We start from the raw sequence: 18333 nt of genomic DNA on the forward strand, positions 1-18333 counted from the left end.
TTAAAAGGAAGATTTTCCTGTTCCGGATCAACGTGAGATGTCGCGAAACTGCACCGATTCCGCCCGCCACGCGCAGTCATGCGGACGCGATGCTGCGGAGGGCGCTCATGCCGCAGGGAAGCCGCCGGCTTCAAGCGTAGAACGCCCAGGCAAACAAAACCCGCCGTGTAGGCGGGTCGAAGGATCAGGAATTGGTGGCCGGCGGTGTGGATGTCGACGGCGCCGGCGGGCTTGATTCGTTGTCCGCTGCTGCGGCTGCAGGCTTCTTGCGGGGCCGGCCCCGCTGGCCTGGCGCCACGCGCCGGCTCGCGGTGTGGGCCAGGCTGGCGATGAAGTTCGCGCCGCCCAACGCCCATTGACCGGAAACCGCTTGGTCGATGCGCTGGGTTTCCTCGCGCGACAGGCCATCCTGAAGCCGCTTGCGGTAGTTGGCCTGACGGTCGAACGGCGTGTTGCCGCAGGCCCAGTAATCGGCGTGGTCGGATTGCCATTGCGCGGGGGCGGCGCTGGTGTTGCCGGTGTGGCTGGACGCGGATGACCACGGCCACGAATCGGGGTCCTGCGAGGCCCCGCTGCGAACCGGATACGTCTCCAGCCAGACCAGCGAAGGCAGCACCCACGCGCCGGGTTCCAGCAAGGCAGATCGGTAACGGCCCGCGAACACCCGGCCGCCGCGCAGCCGCGCCGCCAGATTGCGGCCGAGCGTCTGCATCAAGCGGGGCAGGCCTTCTTCGTCGGCGGGCGTGGCCAGGAGCAGGATGCGGTCATTGGCCAGCAGCCAGCCGTGCACCGACACCCGGTGTCGCTGGGCCGATTCGCCCAGCCAGGTGGCGAGCTGATTCAGGATGTCGGCGGGCGCAGGTTGCGATGGCGCCGCCAACGGCTGAATGAAGTTGGCCTGCACCAGTTGGGGCAGCCCAGGGGCGTACAGACGGGGCAGTCGGGCCATAGTGTCAGGGCTTGCGTATCAGGAAGAACGGGTTGTCTTCACTCACGGTATATAAATAGTGCCACGGTGGGCGCTGGTCAAGTCCCGTGACCACAATCTGAGCGCGGAATCGTATTTTTTTGTGGCGGGCGCTCATTGAGGGGCAGGTTAACATTCGGCGACGGAACGTCGCACCGTGGATTCCCCTAACGCCGACGATTTTTCCGATCTCCAACCTCTTTTCCCGGAGCAAGCCATGGCCGCGTCCCTCGAACTCATCTCGCAGCATCGGTGCTTCGGCGGCACGCAGCGCTATTACCGCCACGCCTCCACGGAAATCGGGCTGCCCATGCGGTTTTCCGTCTACGTGCCGCCGCAGGCCGAGCAGGGTCCGGTGCCGGTGCTGTTCTACCTGGCGGGCCTGACCTGCACTGAAGAAACCTTCATGATCAAGGCGGGCGCGCAGCGGCTGGCCGCCGAACTGGGCGTCATGCTGGTTGCGCCCGACACCAGCCCGCGCGGCGCAGGCGTGCCCGGCGAAGACGAAAGCTGGGACCTGGGCACCGGCGCCGGCTTTTATGTGGATGCCAACACGCACGCGTGGCGCGACCACTACCGCATGTACAGCTATGTCACCAAGGAGCTGCACGGCATCGTCACCGGCGGCGAATTGCCGGGCGACGCATCGCGCGCCGGCATCTTCGGCCACTCCATGGGCGGTCACGGCGCGCTGGTGCTTGCGCTGCGCAACCCCGGCAAGTTCCGTTCGGTCTCGGCATTTGCGCCGATCGCCGCGCCCAGTCAGTGCCCGTGGGGCAAAAAAGCGTTCGGCGCCTATCTGGGCGCTGACGAGGCGGACTGGGCGGCCTATGACGCCTCCGCGCTGATGCGCGGCCTGCAGCAGCCTTTCCCCGGCGGCATCCTCATCGACCAAGGCGACGCGGACCAATTCCTGGCCGAGCAGTTGTATCCCGAGGTGTTCGAGGCGGCATGCGCGGCCGCTGGGCAGCCGCTGACCCTGCGCCGCCAGCCCGGCTACGACCACGGCTACTACTTCATCTCCACGTTCATCGAGGATCACATCCGGTTTCACGTCGAGCGGCTTGGAAAACCGGGCGTCTGACGCCCGCTTCTATACTGGCGGACCTGCCGCGGCGGGTGGCGGCTTCCTGCGCCCGCCGCGCTGCAGCCTGCGGCGGCTTGAATAGGAACGTCTGATTTGATCAACGGAATCGCTCCCTTCGCCTGGATCCTGCTGGGCGCCGTCATCGTCCTCTTGCCGGGCTTGGTCATGTTGCTGGGCCGCGGAGGGCCGCGAGACGAACGCGGTCGCCGCATGTTCCAGTTCCGGCCGGTGCGCCGCACGTGCGGCCTGCTGCTGGTGTGTCTGGGATGCGTGACCGGTCTGCTGGCTCTGTCGCTGGTGCAGTTCGTGCGGCTGACCACCGACGAGCCAGTCGCCAGCATCGACGTCCGCCAGCAGGCCGAGGGCCAGTTCCAGGTCAATGCCAGCGCGCCCGCCATCGGATCCCGGCAGTACGTTCTATATGGCGACCAATGGCAGATCGACGCCCGCGTCGTCCGCTGGCGATTGCCCGCGCTGATGGCCGGCGTGCCGCCTCTGTACCGGCTTGAGCGCCTGTCCGGACGCTACAGCGATGCCGCCCGCGAGGCCACCGCCACGCGTTCGGTGCACCCGCTGGACGATTGGCCGGCACCCGACCTCGGGTCCCTGAAGAAAAGTTTTCCGAACTGGTTCCCCTTTGTCGATGTCCAATTTGGCAGCGGCGCGTACATGCCGCTGTTTGACGGGGCCCGCTACCAGGTCTTCATGGATCCGCGCGGCGCGCTCTTCATCCGTCCGGACGGTCAGGCCACCGCCGAAGGGCTGAAGCGCCTGGGCTGGTAAAGCCAGTACACTGGGCGGCCCGAATAAATGGGGACGCGCCATCAGAATGAAACTTTGACGCGTCGCAACAGTCGAATTAGCACTCCTATTACTTGAGTGCTAACATCGAATTCATGTCGTTATCTCTTCGCCATCCGGAGACCCCCGCTATGAAACAACCCAGTACCTCGTTGACCGCTTCCGGCAACGCTCTGGCGTTGGCCATTGCCAATCCGGGCGCTCTCGGTACGATCGACGCCTATATCTCCGCGGTCAACCGCCTGCCGGTGCTGTCCGCGGATCGCGAAACGGAACTCGGCCGCCGCCTGCGTGACCAGGAAGATCTGGGCGCCGCTCGCGAGCTGATTCTGTCGCACCTGCGCCTTGTGGTGTCCGTGGCCCGGCAATACCTGGGTTATGGCCTGCCCCACGCCGACCTCATCCAGGAAGGCAACGTCGGCCTGATGAAGGCCGTCAAGCGTTTTGACCCCGAGCGCGGCGTGCGCCTGGTGTCGTTCGCCGTTCATTGGATCAAGGCCGAAATCCACGAATACATCATCCGCAACTGGCGGTTGGTCAAGGTGGCCACGACCAAGGCGCAGCGCAAGCTGTTCTTCAACCTGCGCAGCATGCGTCCCGACGGCCAGACCCTGGATCCGGAACAGGTTGACCACATTGCTCGCGAGCTGAACGTTCGCCACGAAGACGTGAGCGAAATGGAAGTCCGGATGTCCGGCCGCGACATGTCGCTGGAAAACCAGGACGACGACGACGACAGCTACGCGCCGATCGCCTATCTGTCCGACGAAGGCCGCCAGGAGCCCACGCGCGTGCTGGAGCGCGCGGCGCGCGATCAGTTGCAAAGCGCCGGCCTGACCGGTGCGCTCGATGCGCTGGATCCGCGCTCGCGCCGCATCGTCGAAGCCCGCTGGCTGCAGGACGACGGCGGCGCCACGCTGCACGAGCTTGCGCAAGAGTTCGGCGTGTCGGCCGAACGTATCCGCCAGATCGAAGCGGCGGCGCTGAAAAAGATGCGCAGCAACCTTGCCTCGTGAGTTTGCCGGATCCCTTCGCTGCGCCCGTCGCCGCACCTAATTCAAAGGCCGCAAGTTGCGGCCTTTTTCTTTGGCCGCGCGCGAGGGGTGGCCAATAAATTGATACAAATTCGGGGCTAAATTTTCTGGGTTCGCAGAAACTTAATGGGGAAGGCGCCGCCTAACTTCATGTAGACCGCGAACTTCGGTTAGCAGTCTTGTCATCCGTCTCGGCTTCTCCTCTTTCCCCTCCCCTATGAGACGGATGCTTGCGGGGCACCTAGCATATCGGTGCCCCGTTTTTTATGCGCGCTCGGAACGCAAGCGCTGCAAGGAATCATGCGGCCTGCGCGCTGTCCGGCGCCGCCAGCGCCGTGTGCCATAGCGCGTCCTGCACGCGGCGCACGCCGGTCGCCATCGACCCGTCCTGGTAAAGCTTGATCCACCGGTAGCCCGGCGCCATGTTGTCGACGATGTGCTTGCCGTCGCGAATGCTGAATTGAAAGCACGTCGAAGGCGTGGCCAGCATGCGCAGGTTGTGCCGGCGGCGGTCGAATTCGTGGTGCACATGGCCCCAGAGCAGCACGCGCACCTGGGCAAATCGCGCCAGCAGCTTGAAGAGCGCCTGGGGGTTGTCGATCATCATCGAGTCATGCCAGTGGCTGTCGATCTGCATCGGGTTATGGTGCATCGCCACCAGCGTGTGGCGATCGGGCGCCTGCGCCAGCGCCGCTTCCAGCATGTCCAGTTCGCTGTTGCATAGATGGCCCGCGTTCGAGCCGGGCACCGTGGTGTCCAGCGCAACGATGCGCCATGCGCCCACGTCGGTCACGGGCATGGACCATTCGGAGAGTTCCTGGCGCAGGACGGACGGTTGATCGTGATTGCCGGGCAGGCAGCGGATGGTCGCGCGTTCCAACGCGGCCGATTCGGACAGGATGCGCGCGAAGCGCCGGTAGCCCGCGGCCTCGCCGTCCTGCGACAGGTCGCCCGTGGCGAGCAGCAGGTCGGGATGCTTGCCGTCGGCCTCGATCTGGCGCAGCACGGCGCGCAGGCTTGCGTCGGTATTGACGCCCAGCATCGACGTTTCGGGCTCGCCGAAAAGATGGCTATCGGTCAACTGAACGAGCATCGCGGGCGCGTCGTGGCGCCGGGTCAAGGTGTGGATGCGTGCCACGTGCCGCTCCTGCAAAAGTTCGCGTGATGCCACATTACCCAAAAAACATGGCGCGGCACGTTTCGCAAGCGTCCATTGGGGTAACGAAACGTGCATTCTCCCCGATTCCGGTCACGCCCCGGCCGCGAGCGCCGGAAAAAAGCCGCTATTCTTGTGAAACTTTCCACAAGCACTACGATCGGGACGCGGCGCTACCCATGGATGTTGGTTTTCTCGTATTTGGTCTTGCGGGCCTGCTCACGCTGGTCTGCTTCATGCCGCCCCTGGCCGGCCGCGTCAAGCTGCCCTATTCGGTGCTGCTGGCCATCGTCGGCTGTCTGCTCGGGATCGTCATTCACGTGCACGGCTGGGCGCCCGCCTGGATCGGCGACTTTCTCGATTCGCTGGAGCGCTTCGAGATCTCGTCAGAGACCTTCCTGATGGTGTTCCTGCCCGTGCTGCTGTTTGAGACGGCGCTGTCGATGAACGTGCGGCGGCTCATGGACGACATCGGGCCGATCCTGATGATGGCCATCGTGGCCGTGGTTGTCTGCACGGTCGTGGTCGGCGTAACGCTGGACGCCATCTCGCCCTATGGGCTAGTCGTTTGCCTGCTGCTGGGTGCCATCGTGGCAACGACGGATCCGGTGGCAGTGGTCGGGATCTTCCGCGAGGTGGGCGCGCCCAAGCGCCTGACGACGCTGGTCGAGGGCGAAAGCCTCTTCAACGATGCGGCGTCGATCGCGTTGTATTCGGTGCTGCTGGCCGTACTTAGCGGCAAGGGCGAATTGTCCGTCAGCGGCATCTTCAACGACTTCATCGTGCACTTCATCGGCGGTGGCGTGGCCGGCTTTGCGATGGGGCGCCTGGCCTGCTTTCTGTTCGCCTGGCTGCGCGGCTTTCCCACGGCAGAGATCACCCTGACGTTGACGCTGGCCTACCTGTCCTTCTTCATCTCCGAGCACTACCTGAACGTGTCGGGCGTGGTTGCCACCGTGATCGCGGGCCTGGTGGTAGGGTCCACCGGCCGCACCCGCATGTCGCCGACCACCTTCGAACACCTGGCCAGCGCCTGGGAGCAGTTTGGGTTCTGGGCCAATTCCCTCATCTTCCTGTTCGCGGCCATGCTGATCCCGAAGCTGATGGCGGCGGCCGATTGGCAGGAACTGGTGCTGGTGGGTGTGGTGTTCGTGGCGACGCTGTTCGCGCGCGGGTTGGTGGTGTTTGGGCTGCTGCCGCTGCTTGGCCTGACCCGGCTGGGCACCAAGGTCAGCAATCCGTACAAGGTGGTGATGCTGTGGGGCGGATTGCGCGGCGCCGTGTCGCTGGCGTTGGCGCTGGCCGTGACCGAGCAGACCGGCGTGCCCGAAGAGGCGCGCCAGTTCATCGCCGTGGCCACCACGGGCTTTGTGCTGATGACCCTGTTCGTCAACGGCATCAGCCTGCGGCCGCTGATTCGCATGTTGGGGCTGAACCAGCTGTCGCCGGTCGAGCGCACCATCCGCAATCAGGTGCTGGCCGTGGCCCTGGAAGATCTGCAGGGCAAGACCGAGGAAGTGGCCAAGGCCGAGCACATCGGCAACGAAGTCCGCGACCGTATCCGCGCCGTGTTCGACGCCAGCCTGGCCAGCGTGCACGACGGCCGGGTCAGCCAGATGACTGACGAGCAGCGCGTGTCCGTGGGACTGGCCATGGTTGCTCAGCGCGAAGAGGAAATGTTCTTCGACATCCTGAAGGCGCAGATCGTGGACTGGCGCATGGCCGAAACCCTGCTGGCGCGGGCCGAACGGCTGGAAGACGCGATCCGGCTGGGCGGCGTAGAAGGCTTCGAGCGCGCCATTGCCGCCGATGTCCGCTATTCGACGGGTTTCCGGCTGGCATTGCGGCTGCATTACCTGTTCGGCTTTCAGGGCTGGCTGGCGCGCGAGCTTGGCCAGCGCTTTGCCAACCTGATGAGCAAGCGCTCGGTCGCGCAGCGCCTGATCGCCTTTGCGCGCGAGCAGATCACGCCGCTGCTTGGCGAAGAGGCCACGCAGCGCATCGTGTCGCTGCACCAGCGCCGTCTGGATCTGATCGAAAACGCCTTGCAGGCGCTGAACCTGCAATATCCGTCGTACGCTCAATGGCTGCAGGAAAGTTATCTGGGCCGCGTGGCCCGCGAGCTCGAACGCATCCGCTATCGCGACATGCTTGAGCAATTCCTGATCAGCGGCGAAGTCTATGCGGACCTGACCGAGCAATTGAAAAGCCGCTGGGCGCACATCGACAAGCACCCGCCGCTGGACATCGAAATGAGCGCGGCCGAACTCATCAAGCGCGTGCCGCTGTTCGAGGGACTGTCGCCGGATTCGCTGCGCGCCATCAGCAAGCTGCTCAAGCCCCGCCTGGCGCTGCCCGATCAGCGGGTCCTGACGAAGGGGCGGCACGGCGAGGAAATGTGCTTCGTGGCGTCGGGCGCCGTGGCGGTCCATCTGCCCGACAACACCATGATCGAACTGGGCAGCGGCGAGTTCTTCGGTGAACTGGGTCTTTTGGGCGAAGTGCAGCTTACGCCGGACGTGACCTCGCTGGGCTACAGCAAGCTGCTGATGCTGTCGTCGCGCGACTTCCACGCCCTGCTCGACCGCGACGAGAACCTGCGTGAACGCATTCAGGTCGTGGCCAAGCAGCGCCTGCGCGCGATTGAAGTGTGGAAGCAGTTTTCGCAGCAGTCTGCGGCTGCGGCCGCCGCACCAACGCCCGTGCCGCCGCCCAGCTCGGCGCAGGCGGCCGAGGCCGCTGAAGCCGCTGGCGCGGTCAGTCCGGCCCAGGCCGAGGATCTGCAAGCGGCCCGCGAACTGCGTGGTGAATCATCGGGTGACGATGGCGCCGCGGCGGGGGCCGTGCTGGGAACGCCAGAACCCGCGCCCCGCTAGGCGGGCTCCGCTCGGCGCACCCCGCCCAATCCCATGACGTAGGCTCTGCGTCGTATCAGGCCCGCCCAGCCCCGGGCCGGCGCCTGATCAGATCGTGATCTCGCCCGCGGCCTGGCGTCGCATGATGTCCTCGACCAGCACCAATGCCGCTTCCAGCGTGAACTCGCCCTCGGCGACATGGTGCAGGGCCGTGGCGACGTCGATGGTGGCGATCTCCATGACCTCGCCGTCGCGGTTCGCGGGACGGACGTCCGGCGCCAGGATGCACGTGCTGGTCAGCACGTCTTCGACCTGATAGCCCTCGGGCAGCCGGCGGTGGATGCGCAGAATCGTGCGCAGCGGCGTGCGGCGCACGAGATCGGGTTCGTCCAGGCCGGCCTCTTCGCCGCATTCGCGCACCAGCGCCAGTTCCAGGTCTTCGCCCCTGCCGGCCAGTCCGCCGACCAGCGTGTCCCACATACCGGGATCGGTGGATTTGCTGAGGGAACGCCGCGCGACCCACAGCTTGCCGTCGGGCGTCCAGGCGTTCAGGTGCACGGCCTTGGTCAATAGGCCCAGCGGCCGCACGGCGGCGCGCTCGATCACGCCGAGTGTCTCGTCGCCATCCAACACGTCCAGCAGTTCGTCGCGCCAGCCGCGCAGGCAGTTGGCTTGGCGCAACAGTTCCGCGGCCTGTTCCAGCGCGGCGTCCAGCGCATTGCCCGGCGCCAGGCCCTCGCCGATGCGCAATGCCGTGCCGTCGGACTGTGTTTCGGGCGCGTCGCGCAGCGCGTCGCAGGCCGCGTGCGTGGCCCAGCCGCAGCGCCGCCCCGCTATATATAAAGCGCGCGCGCCTTCGGGGGCGGGCTCCTGCGCGCGGGCGCACAGGGCGGCATACAGATCGGACAGCGGCTTTTGCATCGTGGCGCCATGGTGATGAGGTTGCGGGCGATTTTAAGCCACCCTGTTTACGGCTCGCGGTCAAGGGGGCGCGCCCAAGTGGGGGCGGGCCGCATGAATTCAAGAGCACTAAATTACATCTGTTTGCGCGTCCGCTATAATCCGCCAGTTTCTTTGTGATTTCGAGAGGGAACGACAGGGCCGCTCTATCTCCCTGCATCGCCCTGCCATCTAATAATTGCGTGTTGCCCGTATTCCGGTGACTTCCGCCACCAGCAAATGGGCCTTCGCGCCGTATTTCGAGGTAAGCATGAAGAAGTGGAGAGGGATACTGGGGGCTTGTGCGATGCTGATTGGCGGCGTGGCCGGTGCCCAGGTGCAAAACATGCCCGGCGGTCCGAAGGTCAATCAGCTGAACCTGCATGAAGGCGTCACCGCGATTTCGCGCGACATCATGTGGCTGCATTGGTTGCTGCTCACGATCTGTATTGTGATTTTCATCGGCGTCTTCGGAGTGATGTTCTACTCCATCTGGGCGCACCGGAAGTCCCGCGGCCACAAGGCGGCGACCTTCCACGAACATCTGGGTGTCGAAGTCGCCTGGACTGTCATTCCCTTCATCATCGTCATCGCCATGGCGTTGCCGGCCACCAAGACGGTCGTCGCCATGAAAGACACTTCCAGCGCCGACCTGACCGTCAAGGTCACCGGCTATCAATGGAAGTGGGGCTACGAATACCTCGACGGCTCTGCCGCCGGCATCAAGTTCCTCTCCACGCTTTCCACGCCGCGCGCCCAGATCGAGAACCGCGAGCCCAAGGGCGAGTTCTATCTGATGGAAGTGGACAACCACCTGGTCGTTCCCGCCAACAAGAAGGTCCGCATCGTCCTCACGGCAGCCGACGTCATCCACTCGTGGATGATTCCGGACTTCGGCGTGAAGCAGGACGCGATCCCCGGGTTCCTCCGCGACACCTGGTTCAACGCCGAAAAGCCTGGCATCTATCGCGGCCAGTGCGCGGAATTGTGCGGCAAGGACCACGCCTTCATGCCCATCGTCGTGGAAGTCCTGGCGCAAGCCGACTACGATAAGTGGGTTGAAGACCAAAAGAAGAAGATGGCGGCAAACGCCGACGATCCCAATAAAGAGTGGACGGAAGCCGAACTGGTTGCCCGCGGCGAAAAGGTTTTCGCGGCGAATTGCGTGGCCTGCCACCAGGCCAACGGCAAGGGCATTCCCGGTTCCTTCCCGCCGCTCGACGGAGACAAGGTTGTTCTGGGCCCCAAGGGGGAGCAGATCAACACCGTGCTGAAGGGCAAGCCCGGCACCGCCATGGCGGCGTTCGGCGGGCAGCTCAACGATGTCGAGATCGCAGCGGTCATCAGCTATACGCGCCATGCCTGGAGCAACGCCGGCAAGGGGCAGGACCCGACGGTTCTTCCGAAGGACATCACGCCCGCGCGCTGATTGCGCGCGCGCCGTTCCTTCACCGTAGAACCGGTTCCGTTTAGTCAGAGATACCCTGCCGCCCCGTTGGACGGGGCTGGCACTCAGCAGGAAGGAGTCCATCATGAGCAGCGTCACTGTAGACCACGTGTCGCCGGGCCACGGCCACGGTCACGATGACCACCATCACGGCGTGCCCACGGGCTGGCGCCGGTGGCTTTTTGCAACGAACCACAAAGACATCGGGACGATGTATCTCATCTTCTCGTTCGTCATGCTTCTTGAGGGCGGCACGCTGGCCCTTCTGCTGCGCACCGAACTCTTCGAGCCCGGCCTGCAGTTCTTCCGCCCCGAACTGTTCAACCAGTTCACCACGATGCACGGCCTGATCATGGTGTTCGGCGCCATCATGCCGGCCTTCGTGGGCTTTGCGAACTGGATGATCCCGATGCAGATCGGCGCGTCCGACATGGCGTTCGCGCGCATGAACAACTTCAGCTTCTGGCTGCTGCCGGTTGCCGCGATCATGCTGACCGCCTCGTTCTTCGTGCCGGGCGGCGCCACCGCCGCGGGCTGGACGCTGTACGCGCCCCTGTCGCTGCAGATGGGCCCGGGCATGGACCTGGCCATCTTCGCCATCCACATCATGGGCGCCTCGTCCATCATGGGCGCCATCAACATCATCGTGACCGTGCTGAACATGCGCGCGCCCGGCCTGACGCTGATGAAGATGCCGCTGTTCTGCTGGACCTGGCTGATCACCGCGTTCCTGCTCTTGGCCGTGATGCCGGTGCTGGCCGCCGCCATCACCATGGTGCTGACCGACCGCCACTTCGGCACGGGCTTCTTCAACGCCGCCGCCGGCGGTGACCCGGTCCTGTACCAGCACGTGTTCTGGTTCTTCGGGCACCCCGAGGTCTACATCATGATCTTGCCGGCGTTCGGCATCGTGTCGGCCATCGTGCCCGCGTTCGCCCGCAAGAAGCTCTTCGGCTACGCCTCGATGGTGTACGCCACCGCCTCCATCGCCGTGCTGTCGTTCATCGTGTGGGCGCACCACATGTTCACGACGGGCATGCCGGTGACCGGCCAGCTCTACTTCATGTACGCCACCATGCTCATCTCCATCCCGACCGGGGTGAAGGTGTTCAACTGGGTCGCGACGATGTGGCGCGGTTCCATGACGTTCGAGACGCCGATGCTGTTTTCCATCGGCTTCATCTTCGTGTTCACGATGGGCGGCTTCACGGGCCTGATCCTGTCGGTGGCGCCGATCGACATCCAGGTCCACGACACCTACTACGTGGTGGCTCACTTCCACTACGTGCTGGTGGCCGGTTCCCTGTTCGCGCTGTTTGCCGGCGCCTACTACTGGGTACCCAAGTGGACGGGCCGCATGTACAGCGAAAAGCTGGGCAAGCTGCACTTCTGGTCGACGCTGATCTCGTTCAACGTGACCTTCTTCCCGATGCACTTCCTGGGCCTGGCGGGCATGCCGCGCCGTTACGCCGACTACGCCGCGCAGTTCACGACGTTCCATCAGCTCGCCACCATCGGCGCGTTCTGGTTCGGCCTGTCGCAGCTGATTTTCCTGGTTGCGATCCTGCGCTGCTACATGGGCAAGGGCGAACCTGCCCCGGCCAAGCCTTGGGAAGGCGCCGAAGGACTGGAATGGACGGTGCCGTCGCCCGCCCCGTTCCACACCTTCGAAACGCCGCCCGAAGTGAAGTAATCCCTTATCCATGTTTCAGGTCGCACAGCAATGACACCCGAGCAGCGCCGTCGTAACAAGATCGCAGGACTGGTCCTTCTGGTTTTTGTCATTGCCGTGTTTGCCTGGACGGTGATCCGCGGTTCGGCCTTGCTGACCGGCAAGGCGGTGGGCTAGAGGCCTCGGCCATGAGCGACGACCTTCGCGAAACGGCTCAGCGCAAGCTGAGCTTCCTTCAGACGATGAAGGCGGTGGCGTGGGGGTTCTTCGGCGTGCGCAAGGGCGCGGGCTACCGTGAGGACAGCGCCAAGCTCAATCCCGTCCACGTCATCGTGGCCGGGCTGCTGGCAGCGGCAATCTTTGTGACTGTGCTGGTTTTAATTGTTCGTTGGGCTGTTTCCAGCCTGACTTGAATTACCTAAATCTAAATCTGTACCAGGGAGAAAGCCATGAGTGCAAGTCACTCGGTTCAAGGTAAAGAGGCACCGTACTACTTTGTCCCCGCCGACTCGGGCCATCCCGTGCGCATGGCCGTGGCACTGCTCTTCATGGGCCTGGGGGCCGCGGCCTGGGTCAACGGCGCCGATTGGGGCAAGTGGTCCGTGCTGGTCGGATTCATTGGCGTGATCATCGTGATGTATTACTGGTTTGGCGACGCCATCCACGAATCCGAGATCGGCCTGAACAGCAAGCGCATCGACGGCTCGTACCGCTGGAGCATGAGCTGGTTCATCTTCTCCGAGGTCATGTTCTTTGCCGCGTTCTTTGGCGCGCTCTGGTACACGCGCACCATCACGACGCCGTGGCTGGGCGACATCGACCACCGCCTGATGCTGTGGCCGGACTTCCAGGCGGCCTGGCCCAACTTCGGCCCGGCGGGCGTGGTCGAGCCCTTCCAGACCGTGGGTCCCTTCTGGCTGCCGACGATCAACACGGCGCTGCTGCTGAGCTCCGGCGTCACGCTGACCATTGCCCACCATGCGCTGCGTGAGAATCACCGCGGCAAGGCCAAGTTCTGGCTGGCGGCCACCGTCATCCTGGGCTTTGTCTTCGTGGGCTGCCAGGCGTTCGAATACATCCACGCCTACCGCGACCTGAACCTGAAGTTCAATTCGGGCGCGTATGGGTCGCTGTTCTACATGCTGACCGGCTTTCACGGGTTCCACGTGATCCTGGGCGCCACGATGCTCACGGTCATCCTGATCCGCCTGATCCGCGGCCATTTCACGCCGGATCATCACTTCGGATTCGAAGGCGCGGCCTGGTACTGGCACTTTGTCGACGTGGTGTGGCTGGGCCTGTACCTGTTCGTGTATTGGTTCTGACCGCATTGGCCCTGATGGCGGCCGGCAGCGCCGGCGGCCGTTGCGGCAGGGAAAGCGCGAAGGGAGCCGGGCGGCAAGCCGGCCTCCGTCGCGCTTTCAGCTCATCTGGCGGGGCGCGGCGGCAGGCATCACGCGAGGCCCGGGGAACCGGGCGGCGGGCAGCCTATCTAAATCCGGTGCTCTCGATCCAGCCCATGTAATGGGCGAACAGCACGAACAGGAACAGGGCGACCGACAGGCCGATCCGGACCGTCAGCGCGTTGACCGTGCGGTTGGTGGTACCTTTGTCCCGCATCAGGTAGACCAGGGCGGATGCCAGACTGGCCAGTATCCCGATGAAGGCCAGAACGACGAAAACGCGCATTGTGGTCTCCCGACAATTCAGATTTAGCAACGACAGATGTCCCGACCGCATTCCACCCGCTACACGGTAGCCGCCTTATTGTTGCTTGGCCTCGCCGTGGTGGTCCTGGTGTCGCTGGGACAATGGCAGATGCGCCGCAGCGATGAGCGACGCGCCATTCTGGCCGCGATCGAAGCCGGCCGCAAGCAAGCGCCCCTGCTTCTGACGCCGGCGACGCCGCCCGCGGACATGACGCCGTGGCGCGTGGCGCAGGCCAGCGGGACATGGCTGCCGCAATTCAGTGTACTGCTGGACAATCGCAACCACGACGGCAAGCCGGGCTACTGGCTGGCCACGCCGCTCTTGCTGGATGCGGCCACGAATCGCGCGGTATTGGTGCTGCGGGGCTGGCTGCCGCGCGTGATCCAGGGCCAGGGCGAGCCGCAGCTGCCGGCCACGCCCGAGGGCATGCAGACCGTGCAAGGCGAGCTGTCCGTGCGCGTGCCGCGCTTGTTTGAACTGTGGTCGCTGGGAGGCGCCGACGCCGCCGCGCTGCCCGCGGCGCTGCCGGTGGCGGGCGGCACGTTGCCGCAAGTGCAGAACCTGCCGCTGGACGACTATGCGCGCGCGACCGGATTGAATCTGCTGCCCACGGTGCTGAGCCAGGGCGGCCAGGTGGACGACGGCCTGGTGCGCGACTGGCCCCAGCCGTCGGTGGATTTCCAGCAGAACACGTCGTACGCGGTACAGTGGTTCGCTTTCGGCGCGATTGCGGCGATCGCCTGGCTGGTGGTGCTGGGGGGCGCCATCCGCCGCAGGCGCCAGCGCGTGGACCAGCAGGCGCAGGCTCGCATGCGGGCACGCAGATGACCAACGCTATTCCAGGATACAAAGTGGCTCGCGACATTTCATCCAACAAGCCCGCACGCAAGCGTTCGCTGATGCCGATGGTGCTGGTGTTCCTGTGCTCGCTGGCGCCCATCGTCGCCGCGTTCGTGGTCTACCTGAACCCGCAATGGTGGCCCAGCGATTCCAGCAATTACGGCACGCTCCTGTCGCCGCAACGCCCGATGCCTGAAGCGTCCGAACTGCGCCTGACCACGCTGGACGGCAAGCCGTTCGATCTGCAGAGCCTGAAGGGCAAGTGGCTGCTGGTGGCCGCCGATGGCGCGGCCTGCCCCGAAAGCTGCGCGCGCAAGCTGTTCATCACCCGCAACAGTCACGCCAGCCAGGGCAAGAACGTGGATCGCTTGGCGCGCGTCTGGTTCATCACCGATGAGGCGGTGGTGCCGGACAAGGTGCTGGAGGCGTACAAGGGAACGGTCATGGTGCGGGTGAATCCGGACCAGCTGGCGCGGTACCTGCTGGCGCGCGACACGGCAGCGGGCCAGCCCGGCCTGCAGGACCCGATCTGGGTGATCGATCCGCTGGGCAATCTGATGATGCAGTATCCCGCCGAGGCGGATGGCGTGCGGGTGCGCAAGGACATCAGCAAGCTGGTCTATAACTCGCGCATTGGTTGAATGGTTTTTTGGTTTTGATATGGAACGCATCAAAGCGCGTTATCGCAAGCTCGTCTTCTTCACCTGGTTCCTGACGCTGGACCTCATCATGTTCGGCGCCTTCGTGCGCCTGACCGATTCCGGGCTTGGCTGTCCGGACTGGCCTGGCTGCTACGGCAGCGTCACGCCGATCGGCGCGATGGGCGACATCCACGAAGCCTCGCAGGCCATGCCCTTCGGCCCGGTGACGCTGTCCAAGGCCTGGATCGAAATGATCCACCGCTACGTCGGCGCCATCCTGGGCATGCTCATCATCGGCATCGTCTACATGGCCTGGCGCTATCGCCGCGAACTGGGCCGTTCGCCCGCGCTGGCCATCACCACGCTGGTTGCCGTTTGCGTGCAGGGCGCGTTCGGTGCGTGGACCGTGACCCACAAGCTCATGCCCGCCGTCGTGACGGCGCACCTGGTGTTTGGCCTGTCGGTGCTGGCGCTGATGACCTGGCTGTCCTCGCGCGAGCGCCCGCACCTGCCGGTCAGCGCCGAGGCCGTGCGCTGGAAGCCGTGGGTGGCGGTCGGATTCGGGCTGCTGCTGGTGCAGGTCACGTTGGGCGGCTGGGTCAGCACCAACTATGCGGCGCTGGCCTGCATGGACTTTCCCACCTGCCACGGGCAATGGGTGCCGGAAATGGACTTCCACGGCGGCTATTCGGTCATCCGGGGTCTGGGCGAACTGCCGTCCGGCGAAATGATCTCGCAGCCCGCGCTGACGGCGATCCACTGGGTGCACCGCAATTTCGCCTTCGTGGTGTTCGTCTACCTGGGCATCCTGGCCTGGCGGCTGCGCGCCGCCGAGCCCGGCCTGCGCGGCCCGGCCACGCTGATGCTGGCCCTCCTGGCCGCGCAGCTGTTTACGGGGCTGACCACCATCTTCTTTCAGTGGCCGCTTCTGATCGCCGTCCTGCACAATGGGGGCGCGGCGGGCCTGACATTGTCGGCCGTGGTGTTGATGGTGCGCCTGGCGTCTGCCGGCCGCGAGCCGGCGGGGCGGTACGACCCCAATTTGGTGCGCGTTTAAAATGAGGTCCACTATGACCAGTCTTGCCGCTCCTCAATCCGGATTGCTCCGCCAGTACCTCGTTCTCACCAAGCCGCGCGTCACGCAGCTGGCTGTGTTTTGCGCCGTGATCGGCATGTTCCTTGCAGCGCCCGGCATCCCGGACATGCGCCGGGTGCTGTTCGGCACGATCGGTATTTGGCTGCTGGCCGCCGCCGCCTTCGCCATCAACTGCCTGATCGAACAGGAAGTCGACGCCCGCATGCTGCGCACCGCGCGCCGGGCCACGGCGCGCGGCACCATTTCGGCATTCCAGGTGCTGAGCCTGTCGGGTCTGCTGGGCGGCGCGGGCATGTTCGTGCTCTACCACATGGTCAACCCGCTCACCATGTGGCTGACGTTCGCCACGTTTGTGGGCTACGCCATCATCTACACCATCATCCTCAAGCCGCGCACGCCGCAGAACATCGTGATCGGCGGCCTGTCGGGCGCAATGCCCCCGGCGCTGGGCTGGGCGGCCGTCGCCGATTCTGTGCCGGCCGAGGCCTGGGTGCTGGTCCTCATCATCTTCATCTGGACGCCGCCGCACTTCTGGGCGCTGGCGCTTTACCGCAATCACGATTACGCCAAGGCCGGCCTGCCCATGCTGCCGGTCACTCACGGCAACCAGTTCACGCGTCTGCACATCCTGCTGTACAGCCTGGCATTGATGGCGACCACGTTGTTGCCCTACGCCATCCGCATGAGCGGCGAACTCTATCTGCTGTCGGCGCTGGTGCTGGGCGGCATGTTCGTGTCGTATGCGTGGCGCCTGTACCGCGCATACAGCGACGAGCTGGCCCGCAGCATGTTCCGTTTTTCCATTCTCTACCTGGCGCTGCTGTTTGGCGCCCTGCTGGTGGACCACTGGGTCGCCCTGTTGCGCTGACCCCCTGGAGGTTGTCGATGTCCGTGTTTTCCGCCAGCCGCCGGCTGGCCCTGCGACTGGGCGCAGCTGCCGCCGTCGCCGCCGCCCTGGCTGCCTGCGGCGACAGCAAGCCCGTCTTCAAGGGCAGCGATATCACCGGCACGCAATTGGGCCGCGGCATGGAACTGTCCGACCACAACGGCAAGCTGCGTCAGCTGTCGGACTTTTCCGGCAAGGTCGTGGTCGTGTTCTTCGGTTTCACGCAGTGTCCAGACGTGTGCCCCACGGCGCTGGCTGAACTGACCGAAGTCATGAAGAAGCTGGGTCCGGATGCCGATCGCGTCCAGGTGCTGCTGATCTCGGTGGACCCTGAGCGCGATACGCCTGAGGTGCTCAAGCAGTACGTCACGGCGTTCGACCCGCGGTTCCTGGGCCTGACCGGCACGCCCGACCAGGTCAAGAAGGCGGCGGCCTCGTTCAAGGCCTATTACGCCAAGGCGCCCACCAAGGATGGCAACTACACGATGGACCACACGGCCGCGTTCTACCTGCTGGACGGCAAGGGCGAATCGCGCGTGCTGGTCAACAACAACGTCGGCGTGGACGCGCTGACGCAGGACATCCAGGCGCTGCTGAAGGGTTGATTCCCCCGGCCGGGCTCAGGCCTTTGCCGCCACCCACGCGGCCAATGCGGCGCGGGCCTTGTCGCTGAGTTCTGCGGTGGAAATATCGCGCCGATGCGCGATGATCATCAAGGCGTAGGGCGTGGCAAGCGCGGCCGCTTCGGGACACAGGCGCGCCTCTTCTCCCACCGAGGGCGACGTGTTGCGCCAGTAGTTGATAGCCTGTTCGAGTTGGGGCAGCGTGATCAAATCCATGCACCTATTGTCCACGAATGCCCCACCCTGTCCACCCTCCATCCGCCCTGCAATGAAGGGTCACCATCGCAACATGCCGAAACCGCGCGCGGGTGCTATACCACTGCCGGTTAGTTACGATGGAGCATCGTCATGAATACTTCGACCTCTACCGCGTCGCCGCGCCGCGGCCTGCATCCGCTGCTTGCCGCCGCCGCGATCGCCGTCATCGTCATGTGCTCGGTCGGCGTGGCCGCCGTGCTGGGCTGGCTGCCGTCGCCGTCGGCTAACCCGCACGCGGACCAAGCCGTGGCCGAGGCCGGCCCCGAGGACGCCAACCTGGCGCCCGTGCCGGCTGCCGAGCCGCCCGGCGCGGGCCGGCCC

The 18333-nt window shown here is 64.9% G+C and carries 19 protein-coding genes and 1 pseudogene; 15 read left to right on the forward strand and 5 right to left on the reverse strand.

Going from position 1 to position 18333, the window contains the following annotated elements; translation table 11 throughout:
* Window positions 1-184: 184 nt before the first annotated feature.
* The gene (locus HV786_RS24610; RefSeq protein ID WP_128829748.1) at window positions 185-949 is read right to left on the reverse strand and encodes a hypothetical protein; all 765 of its coding nucleotides are present in this window, start codon (window positions 947-949) and stop codon (window positions 185-187) included.
* 235 nt (window positions 950-1184) lie between these two features.
* Here HV786_RS24610 and fghA point away from each other — a divergent pair, with 235 nt between their 5' ends.
* The 3 genes from fghA (at window position 1185) to rpoH (ending at window position 3871) form a co-directional block, all read left to right on the forward strand.
* On the forward strand, window positions 1185-2051 hold the full coding sequence (gene fghA, locus HV786_RS24615) for an S-formylglutathione hydrolase (RefSeq protein ID WP_128829749.1): 867 nt from the start codon (window positions 1185-1187) through the stop codon (window positions 2049-2051).
* Between the two features lie 96 nt (window positions 2052-2147).
* A complete protein-coding gene (locus tag HV786_RS24620) occupies window positions 2148-2837 on the forward strand; it encodes a hypothetical protein (protein WP_128829750.1) in 690 nt (229 codons plus the stop codon).
* A gap of 149 nt (window positions 2838-2986) precedes the next feature.
* Window positions 2987-3871: an RNA polymerase sigma factor RpoH gene (rpoH, locus tag HV786_RS24625; RefSeq protein WP_128829751.1), complete on the forward strand. Its 885-nt coding sequence runs from the start codon at window positions 2987-2989 to the stop codon at window positions 3869-3871.
* Window positions 3872-4187: 316 nt separating this feature from the next.
* Here the strand turns inward: rpoH and cpdA are convergent, their stop codons facing one another.
* Window positions 4188-5027, reverse strand: a complete 840-nt coding sequence (gene cpdA, locus HV786_RS24630; RefSeq protein ID WP_128829752.1) for a 3',5'-cyclic-AMP phosphodiesterase — start codon at window positions 5025-5027, stop codon at window positions 4188-4190.
* Window positions 5028-5224: 197 nt separating this feature from the next.
* Between cpdA and HV786_RS24635 the strand changes: the two genes are divergently transcribed.
* Window positions 5225-7921: a cation:proton antiporter gene (locus HV786_RS24635; protein ID WP_128829753.1), complete on the forward strand. Its 2697-nt coding sequence runs from the start codon at window positions 5225-5227 to the stop codon at window positions 7919-7921.
* Window positions 7922-8008: 87 nt separating this feature from the next.
* On the opposite strand, the gene HV786_RS24640 is transcribed toward HV786_RS24635, so the two are convergent.
* Window positions 8009-8821 carry an NUDIX hydrolase gene (locus HV786_RS24640; protein ID WP_062840197.1) on the reverse strand — a complete coding sequence of 271 codons (813 nt, stop codon included), beginning with the start codon at window positions 8819-8821 and terminating at the stop codon, window positions 8009-8011.
* A gap of 289 nt (window positions 8822-9110) precedes the next feature.
* On the opposite strand from HV786_RS24640, the gene coxB reads away from it, so the two are divergent.
* The 5 genes from coxB to HV786_RS24660 all read left to right on the forward strand — a co-directional run bounded on the left by coxB (window position 9111) and on the right by HV786_RS24660 (window position 13283).
* On the forward strand, window positions 9111-10268 hold the full coding sequence (gene coxB, locus HV786_RS24645; RefSeq protein WP_063954061.1) for a cytochrome c oxidase subunit II: 1158 nt from the start codon (window positions 9111-9113) through the stop codon (window positions 10266-10268).
* Between the two features lie 103 nt (window positions 10269-10371).
* The gene (ctaD, locus tag HV786_RS24650) at window positions 10372-11979 is read left to right on the forward strand and encodes a cytochrome c oxidase subunit I (RefSeq protein ID WP_062840198.1); all 1608 of its coding nucleotides are present in this window, start codon (window positions 10372-10374) and stop codon (window positions 11977-11979) included.
* Window positions 11980-12009: 30 nt separating this feature from the next.
* Window positions 12010-12135, forward strand: coding sequence for a cytochrome oxidase small assembly protein (locus HV786_RS27235; protein ID WP_216639588.1), 126 nt, complete (start codon window positions 12010-12012; stop codon window positions 12133-12135).
* 11 nt (window positions 12136-12146) lie between these two features.
* Window positions 12147-12371, forward strand: coding sequence for a DUF2970 domain-containing protein (locus HV786_RS24655; RefSeq protein ID WP_128829754.1), 225 nt, complete (start codon window positions 12147-12149; stop codon window positions 12369-12371).
* Window positions 12372-12407: 36 nt separating this feature from the next.
* Window positions 12408-13283, forward strand: a complete 876-nt coding sequence (locus HV786_RS24660; RefSeq protein WP_062840199.1) for a cytochrome c oxidase subunit 3 — start codon at window positions 12408-12410, stop codon at window positions 13281-13283.
* A gap of 163 nt (window positions 13284-13446) precedes the next feature.
* Here HV786_RS24660 and HV786_RS24665 read toward each other — a convergent pair whose 3' ends face one another.
* Window positions 13447-13647 (reverse strand): twin transmembrane helix small protein, encoded by a 201-nt coding sequence (locus tag HV786_RS24665; RefSeq protein ID WP_056320319.1) that lies wholly within the window; start codon window positions 13645-13647, stop codon window positions 13447-13449.
* A gap of 36 nt (window positions 13648-13683) precedes the next feature.
* Between HV786_RS24665 and HV786_RS24670 the strand changes: the two genes are divergently transcribed.
* From HV786_RS24670 to HV786_RS24690, 5 genes are all read left to right on the forward strand, one after another.
* Window positions 13684-14496, forward strand: coding sequence for an SURF1 family protein (locus tag HV786_RS24670; RefSeq protein WP_175211971.1), 813 nt, complete (start codon window positions 13684-13686; stop codon window positions 14494-14496).
* Window positions 14497-14567: 71 nt separating this feature from the next.
* Window positions 14568-15149, forward strand: a complete 582-nt coding sequence (locus tag HV786_RS24675) for an SCO family protein (RefSeq protein ID WP_128829817.1) — start codon at window positions 14568-14570, stop codon at window positions 15147-15149.
* A 19-nt stretch (window positions 15150-15168) separates the two neighbouring features.
* Entirely contained in the window at window positions 15169-16206 is a 1038-nt protein-coding gene (locus HV786_RS24680) for a COX15/CtaA family protein (protein ID WP_128829755.1), read from the forward strand.
* Between the two features lie 13 nt (window positions 16207-16219).
* The gene (gene cyoE, locus HV786_RS24685) at window positions 16220-17113 is read left to right on the forward strand and encodes a heme o synthase (RefSeq protein WP_056320311.1); all 894 of its coding nucleotides are present in this window, start codon (window positions 16220-16222) and stop codon (window positions 17111-17113) included.
* A gap of 17 nt (window positions 17114-17130) precedes the next feature.
* Window positions 17131-17736, forward strand: coding sequence for an SCO family protein (locus tag HV786_RS24690; protein ID WP_056320308.1), 606 nt, complete (start codon window positions 17131-17133; stop codon window positions 17734-17736).
* Window positions 17737-17751: 15 nt separating this feature from the next.
* On the opposite strand, the gene HV786_RS24695 is transcribed toward HV786_RS24690, so the two are convergent.
* Entirely contained in the window at window positions 17752-17970 is a 219-nt protein-coding gene (locus HV786_RS24695; protein WP_128829756.1) for a DUF3717 domain-containing protein, read from the reverse strand.
* A 132-nt stretch (window positions 17971-18102) separates the two neighbouring features.
* On the opposite strand from HV786_RS24695, the pseudogene HV786_RS24700 reads away from it, so the two are divergent.
* A pseudogene (locus HV786_RS24700) lies at window positions 18103-18333 on the forward strand (glycine zipper 2TM domain-containing protein); the annotation flags it as partial.

Source organism: Achromobacter mucicolens, assembly GCF_902859725.1.
GTDB classification, from domain to species: domain Bacteria; phylum Pseudomonadota; class Gammaproteobacteria; order Burkholderiales; family Burkholderiaceae_B; genus Achromobacter; species Achromobacter mucicolens.